Origin of the sequence: Rhizobium giardinii bv. giardinii H152, assembly GCF_000379605.1 — a bacterium.
GTDB lineage: Bacteria > Pseudomonadota > Alphaproteobacteria > Rhizobiales > Rhizobiaceae > Pararhizobium > Pararhizobium giardinii.
In genome coordinates this window covers 20,592-42,488 of sequence record NZ_KB902635.1, presented here as the reverse complement: position 1 = coordinate 42,488, position 21,897 = coordinate 20,592, and the positions used below count along the sequence as shown (strand labels likewise).

General features: G+C 61.4%; 21 protein-coding genes and 3 tRNA genes. 11 read left to right on the top strand and 13 right to left on the bottom strand.

Annotated elements, in window-relative coordinates; translation table 11 throughout:
- Positions 1-21: 21 nt before the first annotated feature.
- Entirely contained in the window at positions 22-474 is a 453-nt protein-coding gene (locus A3AY_RS0112030) for a DUF2155 domain-containing protein (protein WP_018325917.1), read from the top strand.
- Positions 475-489: 15 nt separating this feature from the next.
- Here the strand turns inward: A3AY_RS0112030 and aat are convergent, their stop codons facing one another.
- From aat to A3AY_RS0112005, 5 genes are all read right to left on the bottom strand, one after another.
- Positions 490-1,104 (bottom strand): leucyl/phenylalanyl-tRNA--protein transferase, encoded by a 615-nt coding sequence (aat, locus tag A3AY_RS0112025; RefSeq protein WP_018325916.1) that lies wholly within the window; start codon positions 1,102-1,104, stop codon positions 490-492.
- An 8-nt stretch (positions 1,105-1,112) separates the two neighbouring features.
- A complete protein-coding gene (accC, locus tag A3AY_RS0112020) occupies positions 1,113-2,456 on the bottom strand; it encodes an acetyl-CoA carboxylase biotin carboxylase subunit (protein WP_018325915.1) in 1,344 nt (447 codons plus the stop codon).
- A 10-nt stretch (positions 2,457-2,466) separates the two neighbouring features.
- A complete protein-coding gene (accB, locus tag A3AY_RS0112015; protein WP_018325914.1) occupies positions 2,467-2,934 on the bottom strand; it encodes an acetyl-CoA carboxylase biotin carboxyl carrier protein in 468 nt (155 codons plus the stop codon).
- Between the two features lie 22 nt (positions 2,935-2,956).
- The gene (gene aroQ, locus A3AY_RS0112010) at positions 2,957-3,403 is read right to left on the bottom strand and encodes a type II 3-dehydroquinate dehydratase (RefSeq protein ID WP_018325913.1); all 447 of its coding nucleotides are present in this window, start codon (positions 3,401-3,403) and stop codon (positions 2,957-2,959) included.
- 124 nt (positions 3,404-3,527) lie between these two features.
- On the bottom strand, positions 3,528-4,295 hold the full coding sequence (locus tag A3AY_RS0112005; RefSeq protein WP_018325912.1) for a DsbA family protein: 768 nt from the start codon (positions 4,293-4,295) through the stop codon (positions 3,528-3,530).
- A 270-nt stretch (positions 4,296-4,565) separates the two neighbouring features.
- On the opposite strand from A3AY_RS0112005, the gene A3AY_RS0112000 reads away from it, so the two are divergent.
- Positions 4,566-5,678, top strand: a complete 1,113-nt coding sequence (locus A3AY_RS0112000; RefSeq protein WP_051108345.1) for a pyridoxal phosphate-dependent aminotransferase — start codon at positions 4,566-4,568, stop codon at positions 5,676-5,678.
- Positions 5,679-5,830: 152 nt separating this feature from the next.
- Here A3AY_RS0112000 and A3AY_RS0111995 read toward each other — a convergent pair whose 3' ends face one another.
- Positions 5,831-6,046 (bottom strand): hypothetical protein, encoded by a 216-nt coding sequence (locus tag A3AY_RS0111995; RefSeq protein ID WP_018325910.1) that lies wholly within the window; start codon positions 6,044-6,046, stop codon positions 5,831-5,833.
- A gap of 161 nt (positions 6,047-6,207) precedes the next feature.
- Positions 6,208-9,054 carry an Rne/Rng family ribonuclease gene (locus tag A3AY_RS0111990; protein ID WP_018325909.1) on the bottom strand — a complete coding sequence of 949 codons (2,847 nt, stop codon included), beginning with the start codon at positions 9,052-9,054 and terminating at the stop codon, positions 6,208-6,210.
- 800 nt (positions 9,055-9,854) lie between these two features.
- Between A3AY_RS0111990 and A3AY_RS0111980 the strand changes: the two genes are divergently transcribed.
- The 3 genes from A3AY_RS0111980 to prfB all read left to right on the top strand — a co-directional run bounded on the left by A3AY_RS0111980 (position 9,855) and on the right by prfB (position 15,073).
- A complete protein-coding gene (locus A3AY_RS0111980; protein ID WP_018325907.1) occupies positions 9,855-11,054 on the top strand; it encodes an N-acetylmuramoyl-L-alanine amidase in 1,200 nt (399 codons plus the stop codon).
- A gap of 334 nt (positions 11,055-11,388) precedes the next feature.
- Positions 11,389-13,842 carry a penicillin-binding protein 1A gene (locus A3AY_RS0111975; RefSeq protein WP_018325906.1) on the top strand — a complete coding sequence of 818 codons (2,454 nt, stop codon included), beginning with the start codon at positions 11,389-11,391 and terminating at the stop codon, positions 13,840-13,842.
- A 99-nt stretch (positions 13,843-13,941) separates the two neighbouring features.
- A protein-coding gene (gene prfB / locus A3AY_RS0111970) for a peptide chain release factor 2 (RefSeq protein WP_112851946.1) occupies positions 13,942-15,073 on the top strand; the annotation gives its coding sequence in 2 pieces (ribosomal slippage) (positions 13,942-14,010 and positions 14,012-15,073; 1,131 coding nt in all).
- Between the two features lie 66 nt (positions 15,074-15,139).
- Here prfB and A3AY_RS0111965 read toward each other — a convergent pair.
- The 5 genes from A3AY_RS0111965 to A3AY_RS0111945 form a co-directional block, all read right to left on the bottom strand.
- Complete coding sequence (locus tag A3AY_RS0111965) at positions 15,140-15,676, bottom strand: hypothetical protein (RefSeq protein ID WP_018325904.1); 537 nt, start codon at positions 15,674-15,676, stop codon at positions 15,140-15,142.
- Between the two features lie 148 nt (positions 15,677-15,824).
- On the bottom strand, positions 15,825-16,598 hold the full coding sequence (locus A3AY_RS0111960; RefSeq protein ID WP_018325903.1) for an NAD kinase: 774 nt from the start codon (positions 16,596-16,598) through the stop codon (positions 15,825-15,827).
- Between the two features lie 149 nt (positions 16,599-16,747).
- Positions 16,748-16,823 (bottom strand) — tRNA-Thr (locus A3AY_RS0111955).
- A 133-nt stretch (positions 16,824-16,956) separates the two neighbouring features.
- Positions 16,957-17,685, bottom strand: coding sequence for a YoaK family protein (locus A3AY_RS0111950; protein WP_018325902.1), 729 nt, complete (start codon positions 17,683-17,685; stop codon positions 16,957-16,959).
- A 94-nt stretch (positions 17,686-17,779) separates the two neighbouring features.
- A complete protein-coding gene (locus A3AY_RS0111945) occupies positions 17,780-18,721 on the bottom strand; it encodes a LysR family transcriptional regulator (protein ID WP_018325901.1) in 942 nt (313 codons plus the stop codon).
- Positions 18,722-18,866: 145 nt separating this feature from the next.
- Between A3AY_RS0111945 and A3AY_RS0111940 the strand changes: the two genes are divergently transcribed.
- The 3 genes from A3AY_RS0111940 (at position 18,867) to A3AY_RS0111930 (ending at position 20,255) form a co-directional block, all read left to right on the top strand.
- Positions 18,867-19,493, top strand: coding sequence for an FMN-dependent NADH-azoreductase (locus A3AY_RS0111940; RefSeq protein WP_018325900.1), 627 nt, complete (start codon positions 18,867-18,869; stop codon positions 19,491-19,493).
- A gap of 195 nt (positions 19,494-19,688) precedes the next feature.
- Positions 19,689-19,901 (top strand): alkylphosphonate utilization protein, encoded by a 213-nt coding sequence (locus A3AY_RS0111935; RefSeq protein ID WP_018325899.1) that lies wholly within the window; start codon positions 19,689-19,691, stop codon positions 19,899-19,901.
- Between the two features lie 75 nt (positions 19,902-19,976).
- Positions 19,977-20,255, top strand: a complete 279-nt coding sequence (locus A3AY_RS0111930; protein ID WP_018325898.1) for a hypothetical protein — start codon at positions 19,977-19,979, stop codon at positions 20,253-20,255.
- Between the two features lie 6 nt (positions 20,256-20,261).
- On the opposite strand, the gene A3AY_RS0111925 is transcribed toward A3AY_RS0111930, so the two are convergent.
- Positions 20,262-21,143, bottom strand: a complete 882-nt coding sequence (locus A3AY_RS0111925; protein ID WP_018325897.1) for a TrmH family RNA methyltransferase — start codon at positions 21,141-21,143, stop codon at positions 20,262-20,264.
- Positions 21,144-21,358: 215 nt separating this feature from the next.
- Here A3AY_RS0111925 and A3AY_RS0111920 point away from each other — a divergent pair.
- The 3 genes from A3AY_RS0111920 to A3AY_RS40115 all read left to right on the top strand — a co-directional run.
- A tRNA-Tyr gene (locus tag A3AY_RS0111920) sits at positions 21,359-21,443 on the top strand.
- 24 nt (positions 21,444-21,467) lie between these two features.
- Positions 21,468-21,541: transfer RNA gene (locus tag A3AY_RS0111915), tRNA-Gly, on the top strand.
- A 261-nt stretch (positions 21,542-21,802) separates the two neighbouring features.
- Positions 21,803-21,897 (top strand): GTP-binding protein (locus A3AY_RS40115; protein WP_018010120.1); only part of this gene is annotated, 95 nt, incomplete at its 3' end.

Below are 21,897 nucleotides of genomic sequence, written 5' to 3'. Positions count from 1 at the left end.
TCGCGCGGGAGACGGGCGTAAATGGTAGTTTCAAATCAGCGAATTCAGATGCGCCGCGCCGTTGTGGCCGCTGCCCTGTTCGCGATTGCCGGTACCGCGCTTTTCTCCATGACGGCGGTTTCGAAGGCTGCGCGCATCACCAATCCGGTCGCGGTCTTTTCCGGCATCGACAAGATCACCGGCCGCATTACCACCTTCGATGTCTATATCGGCGAGACCGTTCAATTCGGCGCCCTGCAGGTGACGCCGCGCGTCTGCTACAGCCGCGACGATACCGAGGCACCGAAGACCGATACCTTCGTCGAGGTCGACGAGATCACCCTCGACCGCAAGATCCGCCGCATCTTCACCGGCTGGATGTTTGCCGACAGCCCCGGCCTGAATGCCGTCGAGCACCCGGTCTATGACGTCTGGCTGGACAGTTGCAAGGCAAAGTCAGACCTGCCGCCGCCGGACACGGCAGCCAAGCAGTAGGGAACGTCCCGATTTTCAGAATTTCAGATGCGGTGAGGCGATGGCGCGCGCCAGCATCTTTTCGTAGCGCGCCTTGGGCACGTCGATGGCGCCGAAGCTTTTCAGGTGTTCGGTGGTGAATTGCGTGTCGAGCAGCGTGAAGCCGCGCGTGCGCAGGCGCTCGACCAGATGGACGAGGCAGATCTTCGAGGCGTCCGTGCGGCGCGAGAACATGCTTTCGCCGAAGAAGGCCGAGCCCAGCGAGACCCCATAGAGCCCTCCGACCAGTTCCTCACCCTCCCATGCTTCCACCGTGTGGGCATGTCCCATGCCATGCAGGGTGGCGTAGAGCGAGCGGATTTTGGCGTTGATCCAGGTTGTTGGCCGGTCCGGGGCAGGGGCGGCGCAACCTTCTATCACTTCTTCGAAGGCCGTGTCGTAGCGGATATCGAAGGGCGCGCGCCTCATCGTCTTTGCGAGGCTCTTGGAAATGTGGAAATTGTCGAGCGGGATGATGCCGCGCAGTTCCGGCTCCACCCAGAAAAGTTCCGGATCGTCGGCCGAATCGGCCATCGGGAAAAGGCCGATGGAATAGGCCCGCAACAGCAAATCCGGGGTGATCTCCGGCTGCCTGCTGCGGGTCCCTTTCATTCAAAACCTCATTCGGACGGCTGGGCCAGATAATGCTCCAGCCAGTGGATGTCGTAATCGCCGTTGGCGATGTCCTGATTGTTGATCAGGTCCTGGAACAGCGGCAGCGTCGTCTTGATGCCGTCGATGACGAATTCGTCAAGCACGCGGCGCAGGCGCATCATGCACTCGACGCGGGTTCGCCCATGCACAATCAGCTTGCCGATCAGGCTATCGTAGTATGGCGGGATCCGGTAGCCCTGATAGGCGCCGGAATCGACGCGCACGCCAAGACCGCCGGGCGCATGGAAATGCGTGATCGTGCCGGGCGAGGGCACGAAGGTGCGCGGATCCTCGGCATTGATCCGGCATTCGATGGCATGGCCGGAGAAGACCACTTCGTCCTGTGTCACCGACAGGCCGGCGCCGGAAGCGACGCGGATCTGTTCGTGCACGAGATCGATGCCGGTGATCGCCTCGGTGATCGGATGCTCGACCTGCAGGCGGGTGTTCATTTCGATGAAATAGAATTCGCCGTTCTCGTAGAGGAACTCGATCGTGCCGGCGCCGCGGTATTTCAGCTTGCGCATCGCCGCGGCGCAGACTTCGCCGATCTTCATCCGCTGCTCGACATTGAGCGCGGGGGAGTTGGCCTCTTCCCAGACCTTCTGGTGGCGGCGCTGTAGCGAGCAGTCGCGTTCACCGAGGTGGATGGCGTTGCCTTCGCCATCGCCGACCACCTGGATCTCGATATGGCGCGGCTTGCCGAGGTATTTTTCCATGTAGACGGCGTCGTTGCCGAACGCAGCCAGAGCCTCGGAACGCGCAGTGGAAACCGCTTCGGACAGATCGTCCTCGCTGCGCGCCACCTTCATGCCGCGTCCGCCGCCGCCGGCCGTCGCCTTGATCAGTACGGGGAAGCCGATTTCGCGGGCGATTGCCAGCGCGTTTTCGGGCTTCACCTCGCCTGCGGAGCCGGGCACGACCGGAATGCCGAGCGACTTGGCCGTTTCCTTTGCGGTGATCTTGTCGCCCATGATGCGGATGTGATCGGCGGTCGGGCCGATGAAGGTGATGCCATGGGCGTCGAGGATATCGGCGAACTTGGCATTTTCAGACAGGAAGCCGTAGCCGGGATGCACCGCATCGGCGCCGGTGATCTCGCAGGCAGCGACGATCTGGTGGATGTTCAGATAGCTGTCGCGCGAGGGTGGCGGTCCGATGCAGACGCTCTCGTCGGCGAGGCGGACATGCATGGCATCGGCGTCTGCGGTGGAGTGGACCGCGACCGTCGCAATGCCAAGCTCCTTGCAGGCGCGCAGGACGCGAAGGGCGATTTCGCCGCGATTGGCAATGAGGATCTTGGAAATCATCTGTGATGGCCTATTCGATGATGATCAGCGCTTCGCCGTATTCAACCGGCGCGCCGTCTTCAACGAGGATTTCGACCACGCGGCCGGAGCGCGGCGCCGGGATCTGGTTCATGGTTTTCATGGCTTCGATGATCAGGATCGTCTGGCCTTCCTTGACGGTAGCGCCGGCTTCGACGAAGGGCCGCGAACCCGGAGCGGGCGACAGATAGGCGGTGCCCACCATCGGCGCGGTCACGGCGTTCTTCGAGGCCCTTGCGCTTTCTGCAGCAGTCACCTGGGCGGCAGCGGCTGAAGCAGCCTGAGCCGGTGCTGCCATGGCCGGAACCGGAGCGGAGACGTATTGCGGTGCCCCGGCGCGCGATACGCGGATACGCAGGTCTTCCTGTTCCACCTCGATTTCGGTGAGATCGGTTTCGTTCAGGATGTTGGCGAGATCGCGGATCAGCGTCTGGTCGATGCCGGGTTTCTTGTCAGCCATGGATGAGAGCCTCGTGTTCTTTTTATTTCGTCTGTTGCGTGAGTGTCTTTAGCGCATTGAGCGCGAGAATGTAACTGTTTGCGCCGAAGCCGCAAATCACGCCCTTTGCTGCCGGCGCGAGCATCGACTTGTGCCGGAATTCTTCGCGAGCGTGGACGTTGGAAAGGTGCACTTCGATGACCGGGATGCCGATCGCCTTCGCGGCGTCGTGGAGCGCGATCGACGTGTGGGTATAGGCGCCCGCATTGACGACAATGCCCTGCGCGACGTTTCCCGCCTCGTGGAACCAGTCGACGAGGTCGCCTTCGTGATTGCTCTGGCGGCAGACGACATCAAGGCCAAGCGTCTTGCCGTGTTCGACGCACATCGCTTCGATATCGGCCAGTGTCTGTCCCCCGTAAATACCGGGCTCACGTTTGCCGAGCGCGTTGAGGTTGGGGCCGTTCAGCACGAAAATTGTCGATGGCATTGAGTCAGGGTCCGATAATCGAGCGTTACCTATAGACGGATGGTTCCGCGAGGAAAAGCCCTACGGCCCCGCATGGCTTTTGTCCACAAGCGATGACGTGCGATCCTGCCGGCAAAATCGGCTTTCAGCAGATGGTCTTGCCGCAGGCGCGGACATTCGCGACCTTGGCTTCCAGTTCCTCGGCGCCAACCGCGCCGAAAACGGCCTCCCGGCCGACGACATAGGAAGGCGTGCCGGTGATCCCAAGGCTGTTGGCAAGCGAATAGGCTTCCTTGACGGCTTCGTCCTGTGTGTTCTCGTCCATCTTCTTGCGAAGGTCGGCTTCAGTAACGCCGAGGTTGCCTGCAACGGCGATTGCGGTTTCCTCCGTCGCGCGCTCTTCGCCGCCGAGCAGCGCACGGTGGAAGTCGCCGTATTTCTCCGGCGCAAGGTCGCGGAAGGCGGCACTGACCTTATGCGCGGCCATCGAATCCGGTCCGAGGATCGGCAGTTCCTTCAACACGAAGCGGACGTTCTTGTCTTTTTCGAGAATGGTATCCATGTCGGAAAGGGCGCGTTTGCAATAGCCGCAATTGTAGTCGTAGAATTCGACGATGGTCACGTCGCCGTTCGGATTACCGAGCGTCACGTCATACTTCGACTGGAAGATCGCCTTTTCATTGTCGCTGATGGCAGCTTCGGCCTGCTGCAACTGCGCGTCGGCCTGCTTCTTCTTCAGTGCCTGCTGAGCCTCCAGGAGGATTTCCGGATTGGCGACGAGGTATTCCTTGATGAACTCGCCGATCTCCTGCTTTTGCTTGTCATCCAGCGCCTGCGCACCTTGTGGCAGCACAGCCGTCGCCGAAAGCAGGATAAGCGTTGCGGCGGTAATCTTCCGAGCGTTGAATGCCATGTCTTCCTCGTTGCCTTTTCTTATGTGTTCGGTCTGTCGTTCAATTGCCAAGGCGGGGTCAACAGGCTTGTTTGAAAGACAACAGAATATTCGTGGGCAAGCATAAGGGTGCGCGGCGCCAAACGAAACTGCAAAATCGAGGCTAATGCGGGCCTCGCGCACTTGTGAAGCCCATTGCGATCAGGCAAATGGCTGCGGAAGTCAAAAAACATCGAGGATGTGCTGTTGAAGCCGCTGTCTACCCGCAGTTCCGTCGAACCGTTTCACGCCATGGACGTTCTGGCCGAGGCAACGAAGCGCCGCGAGGCCGGATATCCGGTTATTTCAATGGCGGTTGGGCAACCGAGCCATCCGGCACCGAAGGCCGCATTGGAGGCAGCGCGTGCGGCGCTCGTGCATGGGCGGCTGGGTTACACGGATGCGCTTGGAACGTCGTCGCTGCGGATCGCGATCGCCAGGCACTATCGCACGCGCTATGGCGTCGACGTCGATCCGCAGCGGGTGGCGGTGACGACGGGGTCGTCGGCCGGCTTCAACCTGGCGTTTCTCGCCCTGTTCGACCCCGGCGACTGCGTGGCCATCGCCCGGCCCGGCTACCCGGCCTACCGCAACATCCTGGCGGCGCTCGGCCTGACGGTCGTTGAAGTCGAGGCGGATGCCGAAAGCGGGTTCACGCTGACGCCGCAGAGTCTCGAGGCAGCGGCGGCGAAAGCCGGAAAACCGCTGAACGGCGTTCTCCTGGCAAGCCCCGCCAATCCGACCGGCACCGTCACCGGCAAGGCAGGACTGAAGGCACTGGCCGATTATTGCCATGAGCGCGGGATCGCCTTCATTTCGGACGAAATCTATCATGGCCTGACCTTTGCAGGCGAGGAGACGACGGCGCTCAGCGTCACCGATGAGGCGGTGATCATCAATTCCTTTTCGAAATATTATTGCATGACCGGCTGGCGGATCGGCTGGATGGTGTTGCCGCAAACGCAGGTGCGTGCCTTCGAACGCATCGCCCAGAGCCTCTATATCTCGCCGCCGGAACTGTCGCAGATCGCCGCCGAGGCCGCCCTTGGCGCCGAGGCCGAGCTTGACGTCTACAAGGCATCCTATGCCGCGAACCGCGAACTCCTGCTGAAGCGTCTGCCCGAGATCGGCTTCTCCATCGCCTCGCCGATGGACGGCGCCTTCTACGCCTACGCCGATGTCAGCCGGTTCACCAATGACAGCATGGATTTTGCCAGGAAGATGCTTGCCGAAATCAACGTCGCGGCAACGCCCGGGCTGGACTTCGACCCGCTGGAAGGGCACCGCGCCATGCGGTTCTCCTATGCGGGCGCCGAGGCCGACATGGCAGAGGCGATGGACCGCATCGGCCGCTGGCTGGCGTGATTACCGAACGATATCAGCTGATTGCCGGATTTTCCGGATTGAGAAAGCGATGAGGCTGAACCAAACTGTGAAGCTTTGAGCCGCCGGCGGTGGAGCCCGGAGGCGATGCGCGCCCAAAGGACGCGCAGTGGTTTGATATCCTCCGGTAGGCTTCAGCGGCAAATGCGGACTTTCCGGATGATCGGGTTGCCCCGTTCGTCAACTGAGCGGATTTTCCGGACCACACAGATCGGCTCATAGGCCGTGTCATAGCTCTTATAGTAATAGTCATTGAAGCGTTGGCGACCGTAGCTGTCGGCGTGGATTGGTGCCGCGAGGGAAATCGCCGGGACGGCGGCAACGGCCGCGGCGATAGCGAAGCATCGCATGTTTGTCTCCTCCGATTGGCGTCGGACGAGCCCATCTCGTCCACGGCGGGACAATCCCATGCGCGTGGTATTTTCGCTGTTCCTTATGAAACAGGGGCGGACACTAAAAAACCGGCCAATCGCTTGGCCGGTTTTTTCAGTTCTGGTTATTCAGATTTTGCTCAGAAGAAGCCGCGCTTCTGCCACCAGCCGCCCTTCTTGGGCTTCGGCGCCTCGTCGCCGTCCGCAGTGGCGGTCGACGACTTGACCACCGGTTCGCTGGCGATCGAGTCGATGTCGCGGTTGGCGCGGGCCGGCTTCGTCTCTTCAAGGGAAGCCGCCGCCTTTTCGACGACCGGTTCTTCAGCGACCACCGCGTCCTGTGGCTGTGCCTCTATGGCTGCCTGAGCCTCCGCATCGGCGGTCTCAACCGGCGCTTCCTCAACAGCGGCAGCGACGGCTTTCTTGCTGCGGCTGCGCTTCGGCTTGGCCGGTTTTGCCTCTTCTTCGACGATGGCAGGTGCTTCGGGCACCACCTCTTCGGTTGCGGCCGATACCGTCGCCTCGGTCTCGGTGGACGGCGATCCGTCGGATACCGTCGCCAACTCCTCCTCGCTCACGGTCTCGGCACTGGCGACAATGCTTTCGCCCTCAGCCTCATCCGGCCGGTTGCGTCGGCCGCCACGCTTGCCGCGGCGGCGACGCTTGCGCTTCTGGCGTTCTTCCTCGCTCAACCCGGCATTCTGGGCGTCATCGGCAACTGCCTGAGCGGCATCGTCGTCGCCTTCGTCCTCGTCGCCATCCTCATCCGACATGTCGTCGGAGCGGGCGTCGGCTTCCGCGGACGTCTGTTCACCGTTCGGGCCGGTGCCGCGACCGCCACGACGCCGGCGGCGACGCTTGCGCTTGCGGTTGCCCTGGTCGTCGTCCTGTGCGGCCGGCGCGCGCTCGGCGCGCTCAGCCTTGGCCTCGACCACGACGTCTTCTTCGTCCTCGATATCCTCTTCGATGACGATATCGTCGTCTTCCTCGGGCTCGGGTTCGAACTGGATGATCTGCTCGATCTTGACCGGATTCTCGACGGCTTCGCCACGATCGATGGCAAAATGCTGTGCGCCGACATGGGCATCAGCCTCGACGATGATCTGGACGCCGAAGCGCTCTTCATAATCAACGATCGTGCCGCGCTTGTGATTGAGCAGGTAGAGCGCGATCTCCGGCGTCGTGCGCACGGTGATGTTGTGCGTGGTGTTCTTCAACAGATATTCTTCGACCCCACGCAGGACATGCAGGGCGACGGAAGACTGCGAACGCACGTGGCCGGTGCCATTGCAATGGGGGCAGGTCTGCATCGTCGATTCGAGAACAGACGCGCGGATGCGCTGGCGCGACATTTCGAGCAGGCCGAAATGCGAGATGCGGCCGACCTGGATGCGGGCCCGGTCGTTCTTCAGATGATCCTTCAGACGCTTCTCGACGGCGCGGTTGTTGCGCTTTTCTTCCATGTCGATGAAGTCGACGACCACGAGGCCGGCAAGGTCGCGCAGGCGCAGCTGCCGCGCGACTTCCTCGGCGGCTTCGAGGTTGGTCTGGAGCGCGGTGTCCTCGATCGAGTGCTCGCGGGTCGAGCGGCCGGAGTTGACGTCGATCGCCACCAGCGCTTCGGTCTGGTTGATGATGATGTAGCCGCCGGACTTCAGCGTCACCTGCGGCACGAGCATGCGGTCGAGCTGGGCTTCGATGCCCGAACGCGAGAAGATCGGGTGCACGTCGCGGTAGGGCTGAACCACCTTGGCATGGCTCGGCATCAGCATCTTCATGAAGCTCTTGGCTTCCTTGTAGCCTTCCTCGCCGGCAACGATGATCTCGCTGATGTCCTTGTTGTAAAGGTCGCGGATCGAACGCTTGATCAGGCTGCCTTCTTCATAGACGAGGCAGGGGGCGGTCGAGGACAGAGTCAGCGTGCGGACGTTTTCCCACAGGCGCATCAGATATTCAAAGTCCCGCTTGACCTCGACCTTGGTGCGGTTGGCACCGGCGGTGCGCAGGATGACGCCCATGCCCTGCGGCACGTCGAGTGCGCGGGCGATTTCCTTCAGGCGCTTGCGGTCCGGCAGGTTGGTGATCTTGCGGGAAATGCCGCCGCCGCGTGCCGTGTTCGGCATCAGCACCGAATAGCGGCCGGCAAGCGACAGATAGGTGGTCAGCGCCGCACCCTTGTTGCCGCGTTCTTCCTTGGCCACCTGCACCAGCAGGATCTGCCGGCGCTTGATGACTTCCTGGATGCGATACTGCTTGCGCGGCTTGCGAACCTGGCGGTCCGGCACTTCTTCCATGGCGTCTTCGGCACCAACGGATTCGATGACTTCCTTTTCTTCCGGGTGACCATCGTCGTCGTCGTCTTCATCGGCGTTGCGACGGCGGCCGCGCGTCTCTTCCGAGATGCTGTCGGTATCGACCATTGCGGCCATTTCGCCGCTCGAGCTTTCCTCGCCGTCGGCGCTTTCCGCGGAAGCTTCTGCCGCTTCCGCCGCAGCCTTCTTCGTGCGGCGAGGGCGCTTGGCCTTGGTCTTCGGCTTTTCTTCTGATTGCGGCGCAACTTCGACGGCTTCTGCCACGACATCGATGGTCTCGGCTGCCTCGACGGCGGCTTCTTCCGTTGCAGCTACAGTTTCCTCGTCGGAATCAGGCCCGAGATCCGTGCCGGTCTCGACATGCTCGATGTCATCGTCGCGGCGCGCTTCCTCGGCCTCGGCCTTCAGCAGTGCCTGACGGTCGGCGAGGGGGATCTGGTAGTAGTCGGGGTGGATTTCCGCGAAGGCCAGGAAGCCGTGGCGGTTGCCGCCGTAATCGACGAAGGCCGCCTGCAGCGACGGCTCCACGCGTGTAACTTTCGCGAGGTAGATGTTGCCGCGGATCTGTTTCTTGTGTTCGGATTCGAAGTCGAACTCTTCTATGCGGTTTCCGCGTACGACAACGACGCGCGTCTCTTCAGCGTGAGACGCATCGATAAGCATTTTCTCTGCCATGTAAGTGGTGCTCCTCGGCGCAACCGAGAAACGGCAGGAAGATCGCGCCCGGGAGGACACGTTCCATACAGCTCAGGTTTTTCGCCGGATGTGAATGTTCCTGCATGGTCGGGGAGATGGTCCAACAGCCAGACGGCAGCCGGAACGGTGTCGTTCCGGGGCCTGTTTACTTCTGACCGATACTGCTGAGACAACGTCAATGACCAAACAAGAATGCCAATGTTAGGCCCTGGAGGCCCGATGAATGTGCCCGCTCGCGGGCCTTCGGTGATCGTCACCATAAACGCACCGGCCACCGCCGGAATTTTCACGATTCAGTATGCAAGAGAGAAGGTGGAGCGACGGCGGATGAAGCGCGACTGCTTGTCCGAGACATGATCCACGTCGAACCGGGTCTTACCGGTTCCGATCACGCTCTGGCGCCGGGGCTTCAAAAACCCGTTGGCTGCCGGTCGTCGATTCTATCCCGTCAACACTTTCTCCCTGTGAAGCTTTTATGTTTTCTATGTCACAATGGCAAGGGAAAAGCCCGAACCGCCATAATATTGATTGATTCGCTTGTGCGGGTATGCACTGCCAGGATGCGGTTTTGGCACCTTCGGGGCATGTTTTTCGATGCAGTGACCGGGGTCCGGCGGTGTTTGCTGTGTTCGGCAAGCTTTGGTTAACCATATGGCGTCATGGATGATGGGAATGGCAACCGGCGATCTGCATGGCCAGTTTCTGGACCAGGAGGCCGTGTCCGTGGTGCGCCGATCGCGCATCCGGCGAGGCGTTGGCAACAAGGAAAAGCGGGTTTGATGCTCTCGGCGATGATGCGGCATTGTTTGCTCTTGCTTTTCGTCCTGTGTTCGGCACCGGGCGCACAAGCAGCCGATGCGCCGTTGCTCGCTTATGGCGCCCGGATCGCGGGTGACGACGCCCGTACCCGAGTGGTCATCGATTTCGACAAGAAGCCGGTTTTCTTCGTTCACTACGTCGCCAACCCGGCGCGTGTCATCGTCGATCTGCCTGAGACATCGTTTGGATTGAAGCCGGAGGATCTCGCGGCCCGCGGCCTGTTCTCGGAAATCCGTTACGGTGCCATGGGGGCCGGCAGTTCGCGTGTCGTGCTGACGGCAAAGAAGCCGGTGGCCATCACCGTTGCGGACGTGAAGGCCGACGAGGGGGGCAGGGGCTTCCGGTTGGTCCTCGATGCGGAGCGTGTGACCGAGGAGCGTTTTTCGCGGCTTATTGAAGAGCAGAAATGGACGGGCACGGTCACGGCCACCAAAACGGACCGTGTCGTCGAGCCGCCTGCTGCAGGAGAATTTGTGATCGCCGTCGACGCGGGGCATGGCGGCATCGACACCGGCGCGATCGGGACCGACACCAAGATGGAGGAGAAGAGCGTGACGCTCGCCTTCGCGGGCGAACTCGTGGCAACGCTCAACAAGGAAGCGGGTGTCAAGGCGTTCCTGACGCGGGAAAAGGACGAATTCCTGTCCTTGCCGGAACGGGTGCAGATCGCTCGCCAGCACGGCGCCAACCTGTTCATCTCCGTGCATGCCGATACGCTCAAGCAGCACGACATCCGCGGCGCGACCGTCTACACCATCTCTGACAAGGCATCCGACCATCTTGCCGCCAATCTTGCCGAGCGCGAAAATCTGTCCGACGAGATCGCCGGGATGACGTTGACGAGTGAACCCGCCGAGGTCGCCGACATTCTTATCGATCTGACGCGCCGCGAGACGCAGGCGTTCTCCGTCAATCTTGCGCGCTCCGTGGTCTCGTCGTTCGAGGGGCAGATCAACCTCATCAACAATCCCCACCGCCATGCCGGCTTCCGCGTCCTGCAAGCGCCGGACGTGCCGTCCATCCTGCTTGAGCTCGGCTTTTTGTCCAACAAGCAGGACGAGAAATTGCTGGTCGATCCGGTCTGGCGCAAGAAAGTCGCGGGCCTTCTGGCCGGTGCGGTGCGCGCCTATCGGGGCGGGTCGGTGGCAAACGGCGGTTGATCTCTTCCCTTTTTTCAAACCAATGACGTTTGATGTGATTTGTGTCGCTCAAGTAACAGCGATATCGTTTTCAAGGGGATGCGGCGTGCTTAATATGCCGAGAGCCCTATTTTGCTCACAATCCGGTCGCTATCCGGAAATCTGATTGACGTGATCGGTGACCTGAAAGAGGTAGCCGGTCGTAAAAATGAAACGCGGGAGACTGCCGGATTTCCGGCGTTCTTTGCGGTTTAATTCGTTCGGCGTGATTGCATTCGGACAAGGTGCAGGCTAGGCCCACCATGCTCGCGTGCTCCGCACAGAGAAACGACAACAGGGTACCGGTATCTGGCTGATGATCAGACTGATTGGATATTTCTTCGGCATTGGCGCATTTCTGGTGCTCGGCGTGGCCGCGGCTGCCGCCATCTATCTCGGCCACATCACCAAGGACTTGCCGGATTATGAGGTTCTCAACAGCTATGCGCCGCCGGTAACGACGCGCGTCCACGCCGGCAATGGCGCGCTGATGGCCGAGTATGCCCGCGAGCGTCGCCTCTATCTGCCGATCCAGGCCATTCCCGACCGCGTCAAGGCCGCTTTCATTTCGGCGGAAGACAAGAATTTCTATCAGCATCCCGGCGTCGATATCACAGGTCTTGCGCGCGCCATCGCCGTCAACCTGCAGAACTTCGGTTCCGGCCGCCGCCCCGTTGGCGCCTCGACGATCACCCAGCAGGTCGCCAAGAACTTCCTTCTTTCCGCGGACCAGACGATCGACCGCAAGGTCAAGGAAGCGATCCTGTCCTTCCGCATCGAGCAGGCTTACAGCAAGGACCGCATTCTCGAGCTCTACCTCAACGAAATTTTCTTCGGCCTGAACTCCTACGGTATCGCCGGCGCGGCGCTCACCTATTTCGACAAGTCGGTGACGGAACTGACGATCGCCGAGACCGCCTATCTGGCGGCGCTGCCGAAGGGTCCCTCAAACTATCATCCGTTCCGCCGTGAAAAGGCGGCGCTCGAGCGTCGTGACTGGGTCATCGACCGAATGGTCGAGAACGGCTACGTCACCAAGGCCGACGGCGAGGAGGCCAAGAAGCAGCCGCTGGGCGTCAGCGTCCGGCGTGGCGGATCGCACCTCTTCGCCTCCGAATATTTCGCCGAGGAGGTTCGCCGCCAGATCATCCAGCGTTATGGCGATAATGCCCTTTATGAAGGTGGCCTTTCCGTTCGCACCTCGCTTGATCCGCGTCTGCAGGTCGAAGCCCGCAAGGCGCTGCAGAACGCGCTGGTCTCCTATGACGAGCGACGCGGTTTCCATGGCGCGCTGAAGACGATCGAAATCGGCGGCGACTGGGGCGAGCCGCTTGGCAAGCTTGAAGCGCTTTCCGATGTGCCGGAATGGAAGCTTGCCGTCGTGCTCGCCGTCGATGAGAGCGGTGCCGCAATCGGCATCCAGCCGGAGAAGGACGGCGCGGGCAAGATCGGCACCGATCGGGTGACCGGACGCATCTCGGAAGCGAACATGCGCTGGGCCTATCGTTCCTCGACGGGTGACCGCAAGACGGCGAAGTCTCCCGAAGGCGTTGTCGGCCCGGGCGATGTCGTCTATGTCGAGGCGACGGACGTGGACGGCGAATACCGCCTGCGCCAGCCCCCCAAGGTGCAGGGTGGCCTGGTTGCCATGGACCCGCAGACAGGCCGCGTTCTCGCCATGGCCGGCGGCTTTTCCTATGGGCAGTCGGAATTCAATCGAGCGACCCAGGCGATGCGTCAGCCCGGATCGTCCTTCAAGCCCTTCGTCTACGCGGCAGCGCTCGACAATGGCTATACGCCGGCATCCGTCATCCTCGACGCACCGTTCGAGCTCGTCACCGGCGGCCAGGTCTGGCGCCCGGAAAACTATGGCGGCGGCTCGGCCGGCCCCTCGACGCTGCGCCTCGGCATCGAGAAGTCGCGTAACCTGATGACGGTGCGGCTTGCCAATGACATGGGCATGAACCTTGTTGCCGAGTATGCCGAGCGGTTCGGCATCTACGACAAGATGATGCCGGTGCTGGCAATGTCGCTCGGTTCGGGCGAGACGACGGTGCTGCGGATGGTTTCGGCCTATGCCGTGCTCGCCAATGGCGGCAAGCAGATCAAGCCGTCGATGATCGACCGCATCCAGGACCGCTACGGCAAGACGATCTTCCGCCATGAGGAGCGCACCTGCGACAACTGCAATGCCGCCGACTGGGAGAACCAGGAAGAGCCGGTTCTCACCGACAATCGCGAGCAGGTTCTCGATCCGATGACCGCCTATCAGATCACTTCGATGATGGAAGGCGTGATCACCCGCGGCACCGCCGCCGGCAAGATCAAGCTCGACCGTCCGGTGGCCGGCAAGACCGGCACGACCAATGACGAGAAGGATGCCTGGTTCGTCGGCTACACGCCGGACATGGTCGCCGGCCTCTATCTCGGCTTCGACAATCCGGCGCCGCTCGGACGCGGTGCGACGGGCGGCGGGCTTGCGGCGCCCGTGTTCAACGATTTCATGCAGGTAGCGATGCAGGGCACGCGCCCCGTCAAGTTCGTGCCGCCGGAGGGAATGAACCTTATTCCCGTCAACCGTAAGACCGGCATGGCGGCGGCCGAAGGCGACCCGGACACGATCATCGAAGCCTTCAAGCCCGGGACTGGCCCGGCCGAGAGCTTCTCGGTGATCGATGGCGGCGCCGAGTATATTCCGCCGGAGGAAATCCTGAAGGCTTCGCCACAGGCAAACGACGCCATCAATCGCGGCTCAAGCGGACTGTTTTAACGCCTCTAATCTGCCTTTACCGACGCCCGCCGTCTTTACAGGAGCGGCGGGCGTCGTTATTCACGGCGCACATTTCATTCCAGCGCAAGAAGCAGGACAATGCGGACCGAAATCGAGAATATCGTCGACGAAATCAAGCAGGCCATAAGCCTGCTGAGGAGGCATCTTTGACTGGGACCAGGCGGTAAGACGACTGGACTGGTTGAACAACAAGGCCGAGGATCCGAACCTCTGGAACGATGCGGCCGAAGCGCAGAAGCTGATGCGCGAGCGCCAGCAACTCGATGACGGCATCAACGGCGTTCGTTCTTTCGAAAGGCAGATGCAGGATGCCATCGACCTCATCGAACTCGGCGAGGAAGAGGGCGATGCCGATATCGTCAAGGAGGCGGAAGAGGCGTTGAAGGCTCTTCGGTCCGAAGCGGCCCGCCGCCAAGTCGAAGCCATGCTGTCGGGCGAGGCGGACAGCAACGACACCTATCTCGAAGTACATTCCGGCGCCGGCGGCACCGAAAGCCAGGACTGGGCAAACATGCTGCTACGCATGTATACCCGCTGGGCCGAACGGCAGGGATTCAAGGTCGAACTGCTGGAAATCCATGACGGTGAAGAAGCCGGCATCAAGTCGGCAACCCTGCTCGTCAAGGGCCACAATGCCTATGGCTGGCTGAAGACCGAATCGGGCGTGCATCGCCTGGTGCGCATCTCGCCCTACGACAGCAATGCCCGCCGTCATACCTCGTTCTCGTCCATCTGGGTCTACCCGGTGGTCGACGATTCGATCCAGATCGACATCAACGAGAGCGATTGCCGCATCGACACCTACCGTTCTTCCGGCGCCGGCGGCCAGCACGTCAACACCACGGATTCGGCCGTGCGTATCACGCACATGCCTTCCGGCATCGTCGTCCAGTGCCAGCAGGAACGGTCGCAGCACAAGAACAAGGCCAAGGCCTGGGACATGCTGCGCGCGCGCCTCTACGAATCGGAACTGAAGAAGCGGGAAGACGCGGCCAACGCCGAAGCCGCGTCGAAGACCGATATCGGCTGGGGCCACCAGATCCGCTCCTACGTCCTACAGCCCTACCAGTTGGTGAAGGACCTGCGCACGGGCGTCGCGAGTACTGCGCCGGATGACGTGCTCGATGGCGATCTCAATGAGTTCATGGAAGCGGCGCTGGCCCACAGGGTGAGCGGCGGTGCCGACGCGGTCGTCGACGACCTCGCGTGAGAAAAGAACAGAGACACACGAAAGCCGGGCCTCAAAGACCCGGCTTTTTGCTTTTGAACGTGTGAGTCAGTTGGTTTCGCGCTCGACCTTGATGTCGCCGATGTCGTCGATCAGCACGGTCCAGGTTTCCGGCTCCGGTGCTGCCGGATCGGTCTTCAGGTAGACGGTGGCAAACAGCCCCGGCTGCCGGGCGACGCCGTCTGAGGTTTCCGGCCGGATATCCGTCACATAGGCCTTCATGGAGGAAAATTCCTCCAGTTCGGCGGAGGACACCACCTTCGGTCCTGCGGCGTCCAGCGCGACCTGTTGCAGGAAGACATGCGTGTTTCCTTCGGGCTGGCGCACGGCAACCAGCTTGTAGTATCCGCGCTGCGCCGTCGCCGATGGGCCGGCTGCCGGAGTGCTTTCTGTCTTGGCGGCGTTCGGATCGGCCACGCTGAGCGGATCACCGCTCTCTTCCCAATAGCCCGTGCTGGTGACGAAAATTATATTGTCGGGCATGAGCGCGGTGTCGTCGGCACGGGCAGCTGACCCTGCGGCCAGCAGCAAGGCGATGCAGCAGGCGGAAAGCATGGCTATGCTGACGTTTCGAAACTGGAGCATCGTCTTTAGCCCTTGGTGCGCTCATGTGACAGCGGGATGCGCGGATGCCGGCATGCCCGGCGGATCCTAAGGCACATGAATTCCCGCATCACCTTCGGTCGGAATCGGTTCCAATTCAAGTGATTGCTGGGATGTGTTGTCATCTGCGCTAGTTGGAGAATTGTTCGGCAAGGATCCGATCAGACCAGGAATAATCGGGGTCCGAAAGGATATGTGCCGTCATCTTTTCGGATTCGGCAATGCGCACCGTGACGACGGACTTGACCTCGACATGATCGGCCACGGCGTTGACCGGGCGTTTGTCCGGTTCGAGAATGGCGATATCGACGGTCACCTTGTTGGGCAGAAGCGCGCCGCGCCAGCGGCGAGGCCGGAAGGGGCTGACCGGGGTGAGTGCCAAAAGCGGCGCCTCGAGCGGCAGAATCGGGCCGTGGGCGGAGAGATTGTAGGCGGTGGACCCCGCCGGCGTCGACAGCAGCACGCCGTCGCAGATCAGTTCCTCGAGCCTGACGCGACCATCGACGACAACCCGCAGCTTAGCGGCCTGGTACGACTGGCGAAAGAGGTAGACCTCGTTGATGGCGAGCGCTCCGAAGCGCTTGCCATCCGTATCGACAGTCTGCATTTCCAGCGGCCGGAAGGTGTTTTCGACGGCCGCAGCGAGGCGCTCGTGCAGGTTTTCCGTGCTGTAACGGTTCATCAGAAAGCCGATGGAGCCGCGATTCATGCCGTAAACCAGCTTGCCGGAATTCATCGTTTTGTGCAGCGTATGCAGCATGAAGCCATCGCCGCCGAGCGCCACGATGACATCTGCCTCCTCGGGATCATGCTGGCCGTAAAGGGCGATCAACTCCTCTGCAGCCTTCTGCGCCTCGAGCGTGGCGGAGGCGGCGAAAGCGATGGTTTTGAACGTGCGAGCCATGGAATGCCTGTATGTTTTACGAATGGGCGTCAGCGGACTGAACGCCCCGAAGAAGTCCTGCGCGTCCGTTCTTCAACTGGCAGCAGGTATCACCGCCGCCGATACCATCGGTATCATGCATAAAAGATCAACGTGGGAAAGGAAAAGAATGGTGCCCCCACCAGGACTCGAACCCGGGACCCCCTGATTACAAATCAGGTGCTCTACCAACTGAGCTATAAGGGCAGCATGTGGGGCAGGGAGTTAGCATATTCTGATCGTGTGTAAAGGGAAAATGCGATTGTCCCGCCGCTTTTCAGATCTGACGGGCGCGGCGATCGCGGCGGCGCTCCTGCGTTGCCCGCCTCGCGTGGCGCGGTCACGGATGTGGTTTCGGCCGGGTTGTCAGGGGCGCTGGGTGGGTGCGATGAGCGTGGCGCTGCTGGAGCCGCGGCGGAATGAAGAAGACGACGATGGCGATCACCGCCGACAAGGTGCAGGTCAGCCAGAGCACGCCGGCGCCCAGCGCCCGTTCGAGAAAGGCGCCGCAGATGCCGCCGGCGGCCATGCCGAGCCAGGGAACGATCTGCATGGCCCAGTCGCGCCGGGGTGCGCCGACAACCCAGCTGCCGATGCCGCGGCCGAAGCGCGACAGACCGCCGGTCACGTAGGTCAGCCCGATGGGCAGGCCCTCGATGTGCTCGACCGCGGCATTGACGAGCCCCATGGCAAGCACGATCGCGTAGAACTGAAACGTTGCGAGGGCAGGGCTGGTGGCCCCGGCCGCAAGGCCGAGGATCAGCGTAACCCCGAAGAGGACGCGAAACGTGCGCCGGCTGGCGTTGTGGGCAACAATGATGCCGAGCGCGTTGCCGACGACGAACGTAAGGAGTGCGCCGAGCAGGATGACGGCATATCGCGTTTGTCCCTCCGCGAGGGCCACGGCGGCACGCGTGGTGTTGCCGCTCATGAAGGAAACGAAGCTGCCCGCGACGAGGAGCCCGGCGGCGTCCGTCATGCCTGCGAGAAACGAGATGCCGGCAACGAGTGTGGTGCCGATAGCGGTCCTGCGCGTGCGGATGATGCGCCGCCGCCGTTCGATCGTCATGATAAGTTGCTCCCTGCCGCCGCCGATTCGCTGATGGCGTCAGATTGCGCGTTTCGGAAACATTCGAACAGAGGCCGCCGAAGTGCTGCCTGTATTATTCTGCCGCGGCGAGCATCGCCGGCGCGGGATCGATTTCCGTGCATCGCGACATGGCGCGAGGCAGGTTTTCCACAAGGAAGTCAATCAGCGCGCGGACGCCGGGCAGCAGGCCGTGGCGCGAGGTGAAGACCAGATGCACGATCGCGTCGTTTGACGACCATTCCGGCAGCACGGGCAAGAGCACGCCGGTGCGGAAGCCGCGCCCGCAAAGATGATCCGGCAGAAGCGCGATGCCGACCCCTTCTATCGCCGCGCGCTCCAAAATGGCGAAATCGCTGCAGCCGATGATCGGCTGGTGCGCGATTTCGCGCTTCATGCCATCGGTATGAAGTTGCCAGGTGTCGGAGCCGTGCTGTTCGTTCATCGAAAGCGTCGGCATCTTTCCGAGCGTGTCGATCGTGACGTTGCCGAGGCGGGCCATCAGTGCCGGGCTGGCCGCGAGGAACTGGCGCGCCTGTCCGAGCTTGCGGACGATCAGATGGTTATCGGTATCGAGCTGATCGCGCGCCCGCAATGCGATATCGATCCGTTCTTCGACGAGGTCGACGCGCCGGTTGGTCGTGGTGATCAGCAGCCGTACCTCGGGATAGCGCCTGTGGAAGGCAGGCAGGATATGCGCGAGCATCGGCGTGAAGCCGATAGGCGAGGCAAGCCGGACGATGCCGGATGGCTCGCTTCTGGCCGCAGCGACCACCGCTTCCGCGGCTTCGACGCCGGACAGGATCGTCTCGCAGCGCTCGTAGAAGGCCTGGCCGATCTCGGTCACGCGCAGCTTGCGCGTCGAACGTTCGAGAAGGCGAACGTCAAGCTGCTGCTCCAGGCGCGCGACATGTTTGCTGAGCTTAGATTTCGGGATGCTGAGGGCCCGCGACGCGGCGGAGAAGCCCTTGTGTTTTACCACGGCGGCAAACAGCGCGAGATCGTTCAGGTCCTGCATTCCACACCTTCCAGACAGTCAAAGTCGAGACCAGATTGTCTCTATCAGGAAACAGTCTGTCAAAAAAGGGCGGGCTTATCGGCTGATTGTTTTAAATTCATATGTGATGCACCCAAAACGCCAACCAGAACACAAGGTGCAATCGATGAACATTCTCCATATCGACTCCGGTATCCTCGGAGATCATTCCGTATCCCGCCGCCTGACGGCATCGATCGTTGCGCGGATCAAGGCGGAGCGCCCGGGCGACACCGTTACCTATCGCGACCTTGCGGCCGATCCGCTGGCGCATCTGAACGGCTCGCACCTGATGGCCGCTTCGGCCAATCCGGAAGGGCTCGATGCCACGCTGGTTTCCGAACTTGATGCGGCGCGTGCCTCGCTTGCTGAATTCCTCGCTGCAGACGTCATCGTCGTCGGCGCGCCGATGTACAATTTCACCATCCCGAGCCAGCTGAAGACCTGGATCGACCGCATTCTCGTTGCCGGAACCACCTTCCGCTACACCGAATCCGGTGTCGAAGGCCTGGCCAAGGGCAAGAAGGTGATCGTTGCTTCGACACGTGGCGGCCACTATTCGGGCGCTTCTCCGGTCAGCGCCATGGACCATCAGGAAACCTACCTGAGCACGGTGTTCGGCTTCATCGGCATCACCGATGTCGAATTCGTTCGTGCCGAAGGCCTCGCCATCAGCCCGGATGCGAAGGAAGCAGCGATCGCCGGCGCCGAGAAGGCAATCGCCGACCGCGGTCATTTCGACATCGCCGCCTGATCGAGCCGAGATCGAAAATTCTTGAAAAGCCGGGCACGACGAGGTGTCCGGCTTTTTCTGTGCGGCGATGGCCAGGACAACCGTTTTCGCGTCGTGAGCTGTCGAACCTCTCGCGGTCGACTGGACAGGCGCGGTCCAAGGCGATAGAGCGCGATTACAGGCTTGCGCCGACATCATCATGAATTGGAATCGAAAATGGACGTCAGGGACAGCAACGGTACGATCCTCAACGAGGGCGACAACGTCACGCTCATCAAGGATCTGAAGGTCAAGGGCACATCGGAGACCCTGAAGCGTGGCACGATGATCAAGGGCATCCACCTCACCGACAATCCGGACGAGGTCGAGTGCCGCCACGCCAAGATCAAGGGTCTGGTGTTGCGCACCGAATTCCTGAAAAAGGCCTGACCGACGCGGGCAGCGCCGGCGTGGCGCATGCCTGCTTTGCTTTGAAAACAAGCCTTTTTGTACTATGCTGCGCTTATGAAAAGCGTTCCGGCTCTTTTGTTGGTCGTTCTCGTTTCGGTGTTTGCCGGAATGTTTTCCACGGTGTCTTTTGCATCGCCCCCCGACGCGCGCTGCACCTGCCGAAATCGCGACGGCTCGAAACTCGAACTCGGCCAGACCGTCTGCATCCGGATCGGCGACATGGCCTATCTGGCGCGTTGCGAAATGGAACTGAACGTCACCACATGGCGCAAGATCCGGGATGGCTGTCCCGAAGCCCGATTGTCGCTCGGCGAGCCGAGCCTCACACGGTAACCCTGATCAGACCTTGGCCAGGTAGCTGCGCGCCGCATACATGGCGATTGCCGCTGCATTCGAGACATTCAGCGACTTGATGGCGCCGGGCATGTCGAGCCGGGCAAGCGCGTTGACGGTCTGGCGGGTCTTCTGCCGCAATCCCTTGCCTTCGGCGCCGAGCACGAGCGCGATCTTGTTGCCGGACAGCGTCTCTTCGAGCGGGGCCGGCCCTTCCGAATCAAGGCCAATCGAAACGAAGCCGAGCTTGTGCAGTTCTTCCAGCGCATCGGCGAGATTGGTGATCTGGATATAGGGGATCATTTCAAGCGCGCCGGAGGCGGATTTCGCCATGACACCCGATTCCGTCGGGCTGTGGCGCATGGTGGTGATCAGCGCACCGGCATTGAAGGCGACGGCGGAGCGCATGATGGCGCCGACATTATGCGGATCGGTGACCTGGTCGAGCACGAGGATCAGCGGGCTGTCCTTCAGCGCCGACAGGCGGCGAACGGGCAGGGGCACGGTCTCCAGCATCGCGCCCTGATGGATGGCATCGGGTCCGAGCAACCTGTCGAGATCCTGCGGCGAGACGATCTCGACCGGGAAGCCGAGCGATTCGACGGGCCCGGTTTCAAGCCGGACAAGTGCGTTCTGCGTCACGGACAGCTTGGTGATCCTGCGTTCAGGATTGTCGAGCGCGGCGCGAACGGTGTGGATGCCGTAAAGCAGCACCTGGTCGGGCGCCAGTTGCGGCGCCTTCCAGTCGGCCTGTGCTGTTTTCTTGCGGCGATCCTGGGCGGGCGTCGGGATCTCGCCGCGTTCGCGCCGGGCATCGCGATGGGCGCGGCGCAGAGTGGCGTAGTGGGTGTCTTTGGCGCTCTTGTCGCCGGGAATATCTTTGCTCATGCCTGCCTTATACTGGTGATAGGGGGAACGGGGAACCGTTTTTCGCGAAATCGATGGCGCGCAATCTTTATGGCGAATTTCGCAACTTTTTCTGATCGATCGTGTTGACAGGATCAAACGGGGCGGTCATATACCCGGCGCAGATCGAAGGGGCGCCTTGCTCCGGCAACGCGCTTCGATCCGAAATGCCTGGTCGCTTGATCCCGACAGAATATGGAGGGATGCCCGAGTGGTTAAAGGGGACGGACTGTAAATCCGTTGGCTCAGCCTACGTTGGTTCAAATCCAACTCCCTCCACCATTCTGTCAGACGGATCAAGACCCCGCGGGTATAGCTCAATGGTAGAGCAGCAGCCTTCCAAGCTGAATACGCGGGTTCGATTCCCGCTACCCGCTCCAGCAAACGGCCCCGGTAACCAGCGTTTAAAGTCTTTCTTTAATAATTGCGCACAAGCCGTTGAATTAGGCTGGCTTCCGCCTTTGGCGGCTGTTGCGTTGGAATTGCGCGCGGCAATCACCATATAAGCGTCATCAAAAGGCCAAGGTGTTGGAAGCGGGCAAGATAATTAAGTCTTGCGCAATCCTTCCGAAACCCTTAAACGCCTCCCCAAACCGGCGCCGCCGGATGATGCATTCTCATTGATCACAGGAAACGTACCCATGGCAAAGAGCAAATTTGAGCGCAACAAGCCGCACGTTAACATTGGCACGATCGGCCACGTTGACCATGGCAAGACGTCGCTGACGGCAGCGAT

Bases quoted from the DNA above. Each gene is read 5' to 3' on its own strand.
- A3AY_RS0112030 (WP_018325917.1), top strand. From the start codon at position 22: ATGGTAGTTTCAAATCAGCGAATTCAGATGCGCCGCGCCGTTGTGGCC.
- aat (WP_018325916.1), bottom strand. From the start codon at position 1,104: ATGAAAGGGACCCGCAGCAGGCAGCCGGAGATCACCCCGGATTTGCTG.
- accC (WP_018325915.1), bottom strand. From the start codon at position 2,456: ATGATTTCCAAGATCCTCATTGCCAATCGCGGCGAAATCGCCCTTCGC.
- accB (WP_018325914.1), bottom strand. From the start codon at position 2,934: ATGGCTGACAAGAAACCCGGCATCGACCAGACGCTGATCCGCGATCTC.
- aroQ (WP_018325913.1), bottom strand. From the start codon at position 3,403: ATGCCATCGACAATTTTCGTGCTGAACGGCCCCAACCTCAACGCGCTC.
- A3AY_RS0112005 (WP_018325912.1), bottom strand. From the start codon at position 4,295: ATGGCATTCAACGCTCGGAAGATTACCGCCGCAACGCTTATCCTGCTT.
- A3AY_RS0112000 (WP_051108345.1), top strand. From the start codon at position 4,566: ATGGACGTTCTGGCCGAGGCAACGAAGCGCCGCGAGGCCGGATATCCG.
- A3AY_RS0111995 (WP_018325910.1), bottom strand. From the start codon at position 6,046: ATGCGATGCTTCGCTATCGCCGCGGCCGTTGCCGCCGTCCCGGCGATT.
- A3AY_RS0111990 (WP_018325909.1), bottom strand. From the start codon at position 9,054: ATGGCAGAGAAAATGCTTATCGATGCGTCTCACGCTGAAGAGACGCGC.
- A3AY_RS0111980 (WP_018325907.1), top strand. From the start codon at position 9,855: ATGCTCTCGGCGATGATGCGGCATTGTTTGCTCTTGCTTTTCGTCCTG.
- A3AY_RS0111975 (WP_018325906.1), top strand. From the start codon at position 11,389: ATGATCAGACTGATTGGATATTTCTTCGGCATTGGCGCATTTCTGGTG.
- A3AY_RS0111965 (WP_018325904.1), bottom strand. From the start codon at position 15,676: ATGCTCCAGTTTCGAAACGTCAGCATAGCCATGCTTTCCGCCTGCTGC.
- A3AY_RS0111960 (WP_018325903.1), bottom strand. From the start codon at position 16,598: ATGGCTCGCACGTTCAAAACCATCGCTTTCGCCGCCTCCGCCACGCTC.
- A3AY_RS0111950 (WP_018325902.1), bottom strand. From the start codon at position 17,685: ATGACGATCGAACGGCGGCGGCGCATCATCCGCACGCGCAGGACCGCT.
- A3AY_RS0111945 (WP_018325901.1), bottom strand. From the start codon at position 18,721: ATGCAGGACCTGAACGATCTCGCGCTGTTTGCCGCCGTGGTAAAACAC.
- A3AY_RS0111940 (WP_018325900.1), top strand. From the start codon at position 18,867: ATGAACATTCTCCATATCGACTCCGGTATCCTCGGAGATCATTCCGTA.
- A3AY_RS0111935 (WP_018325899.1), top strand. From the start codon at position 19,689: ATGGACGTCAGGGACAGCAACGGTACGATCCTCAACGAGGGCGACAAC.
- A3AY_RS0111930 (WP_018325898.1), top strand. From the start codon at position 19,977: ATGAAAAGCGTTCCGGCTCTTTTGTTGGTCGTTCTCGTTTCGGTGTTT.
- A3AY_RS0111925 (WP_018325897.1), bottom strand. From the start codon at position 21,143: ATGAGCAAAGATATTCCCGGCGACAAGAGCGCCAAAGACACCCACTAC.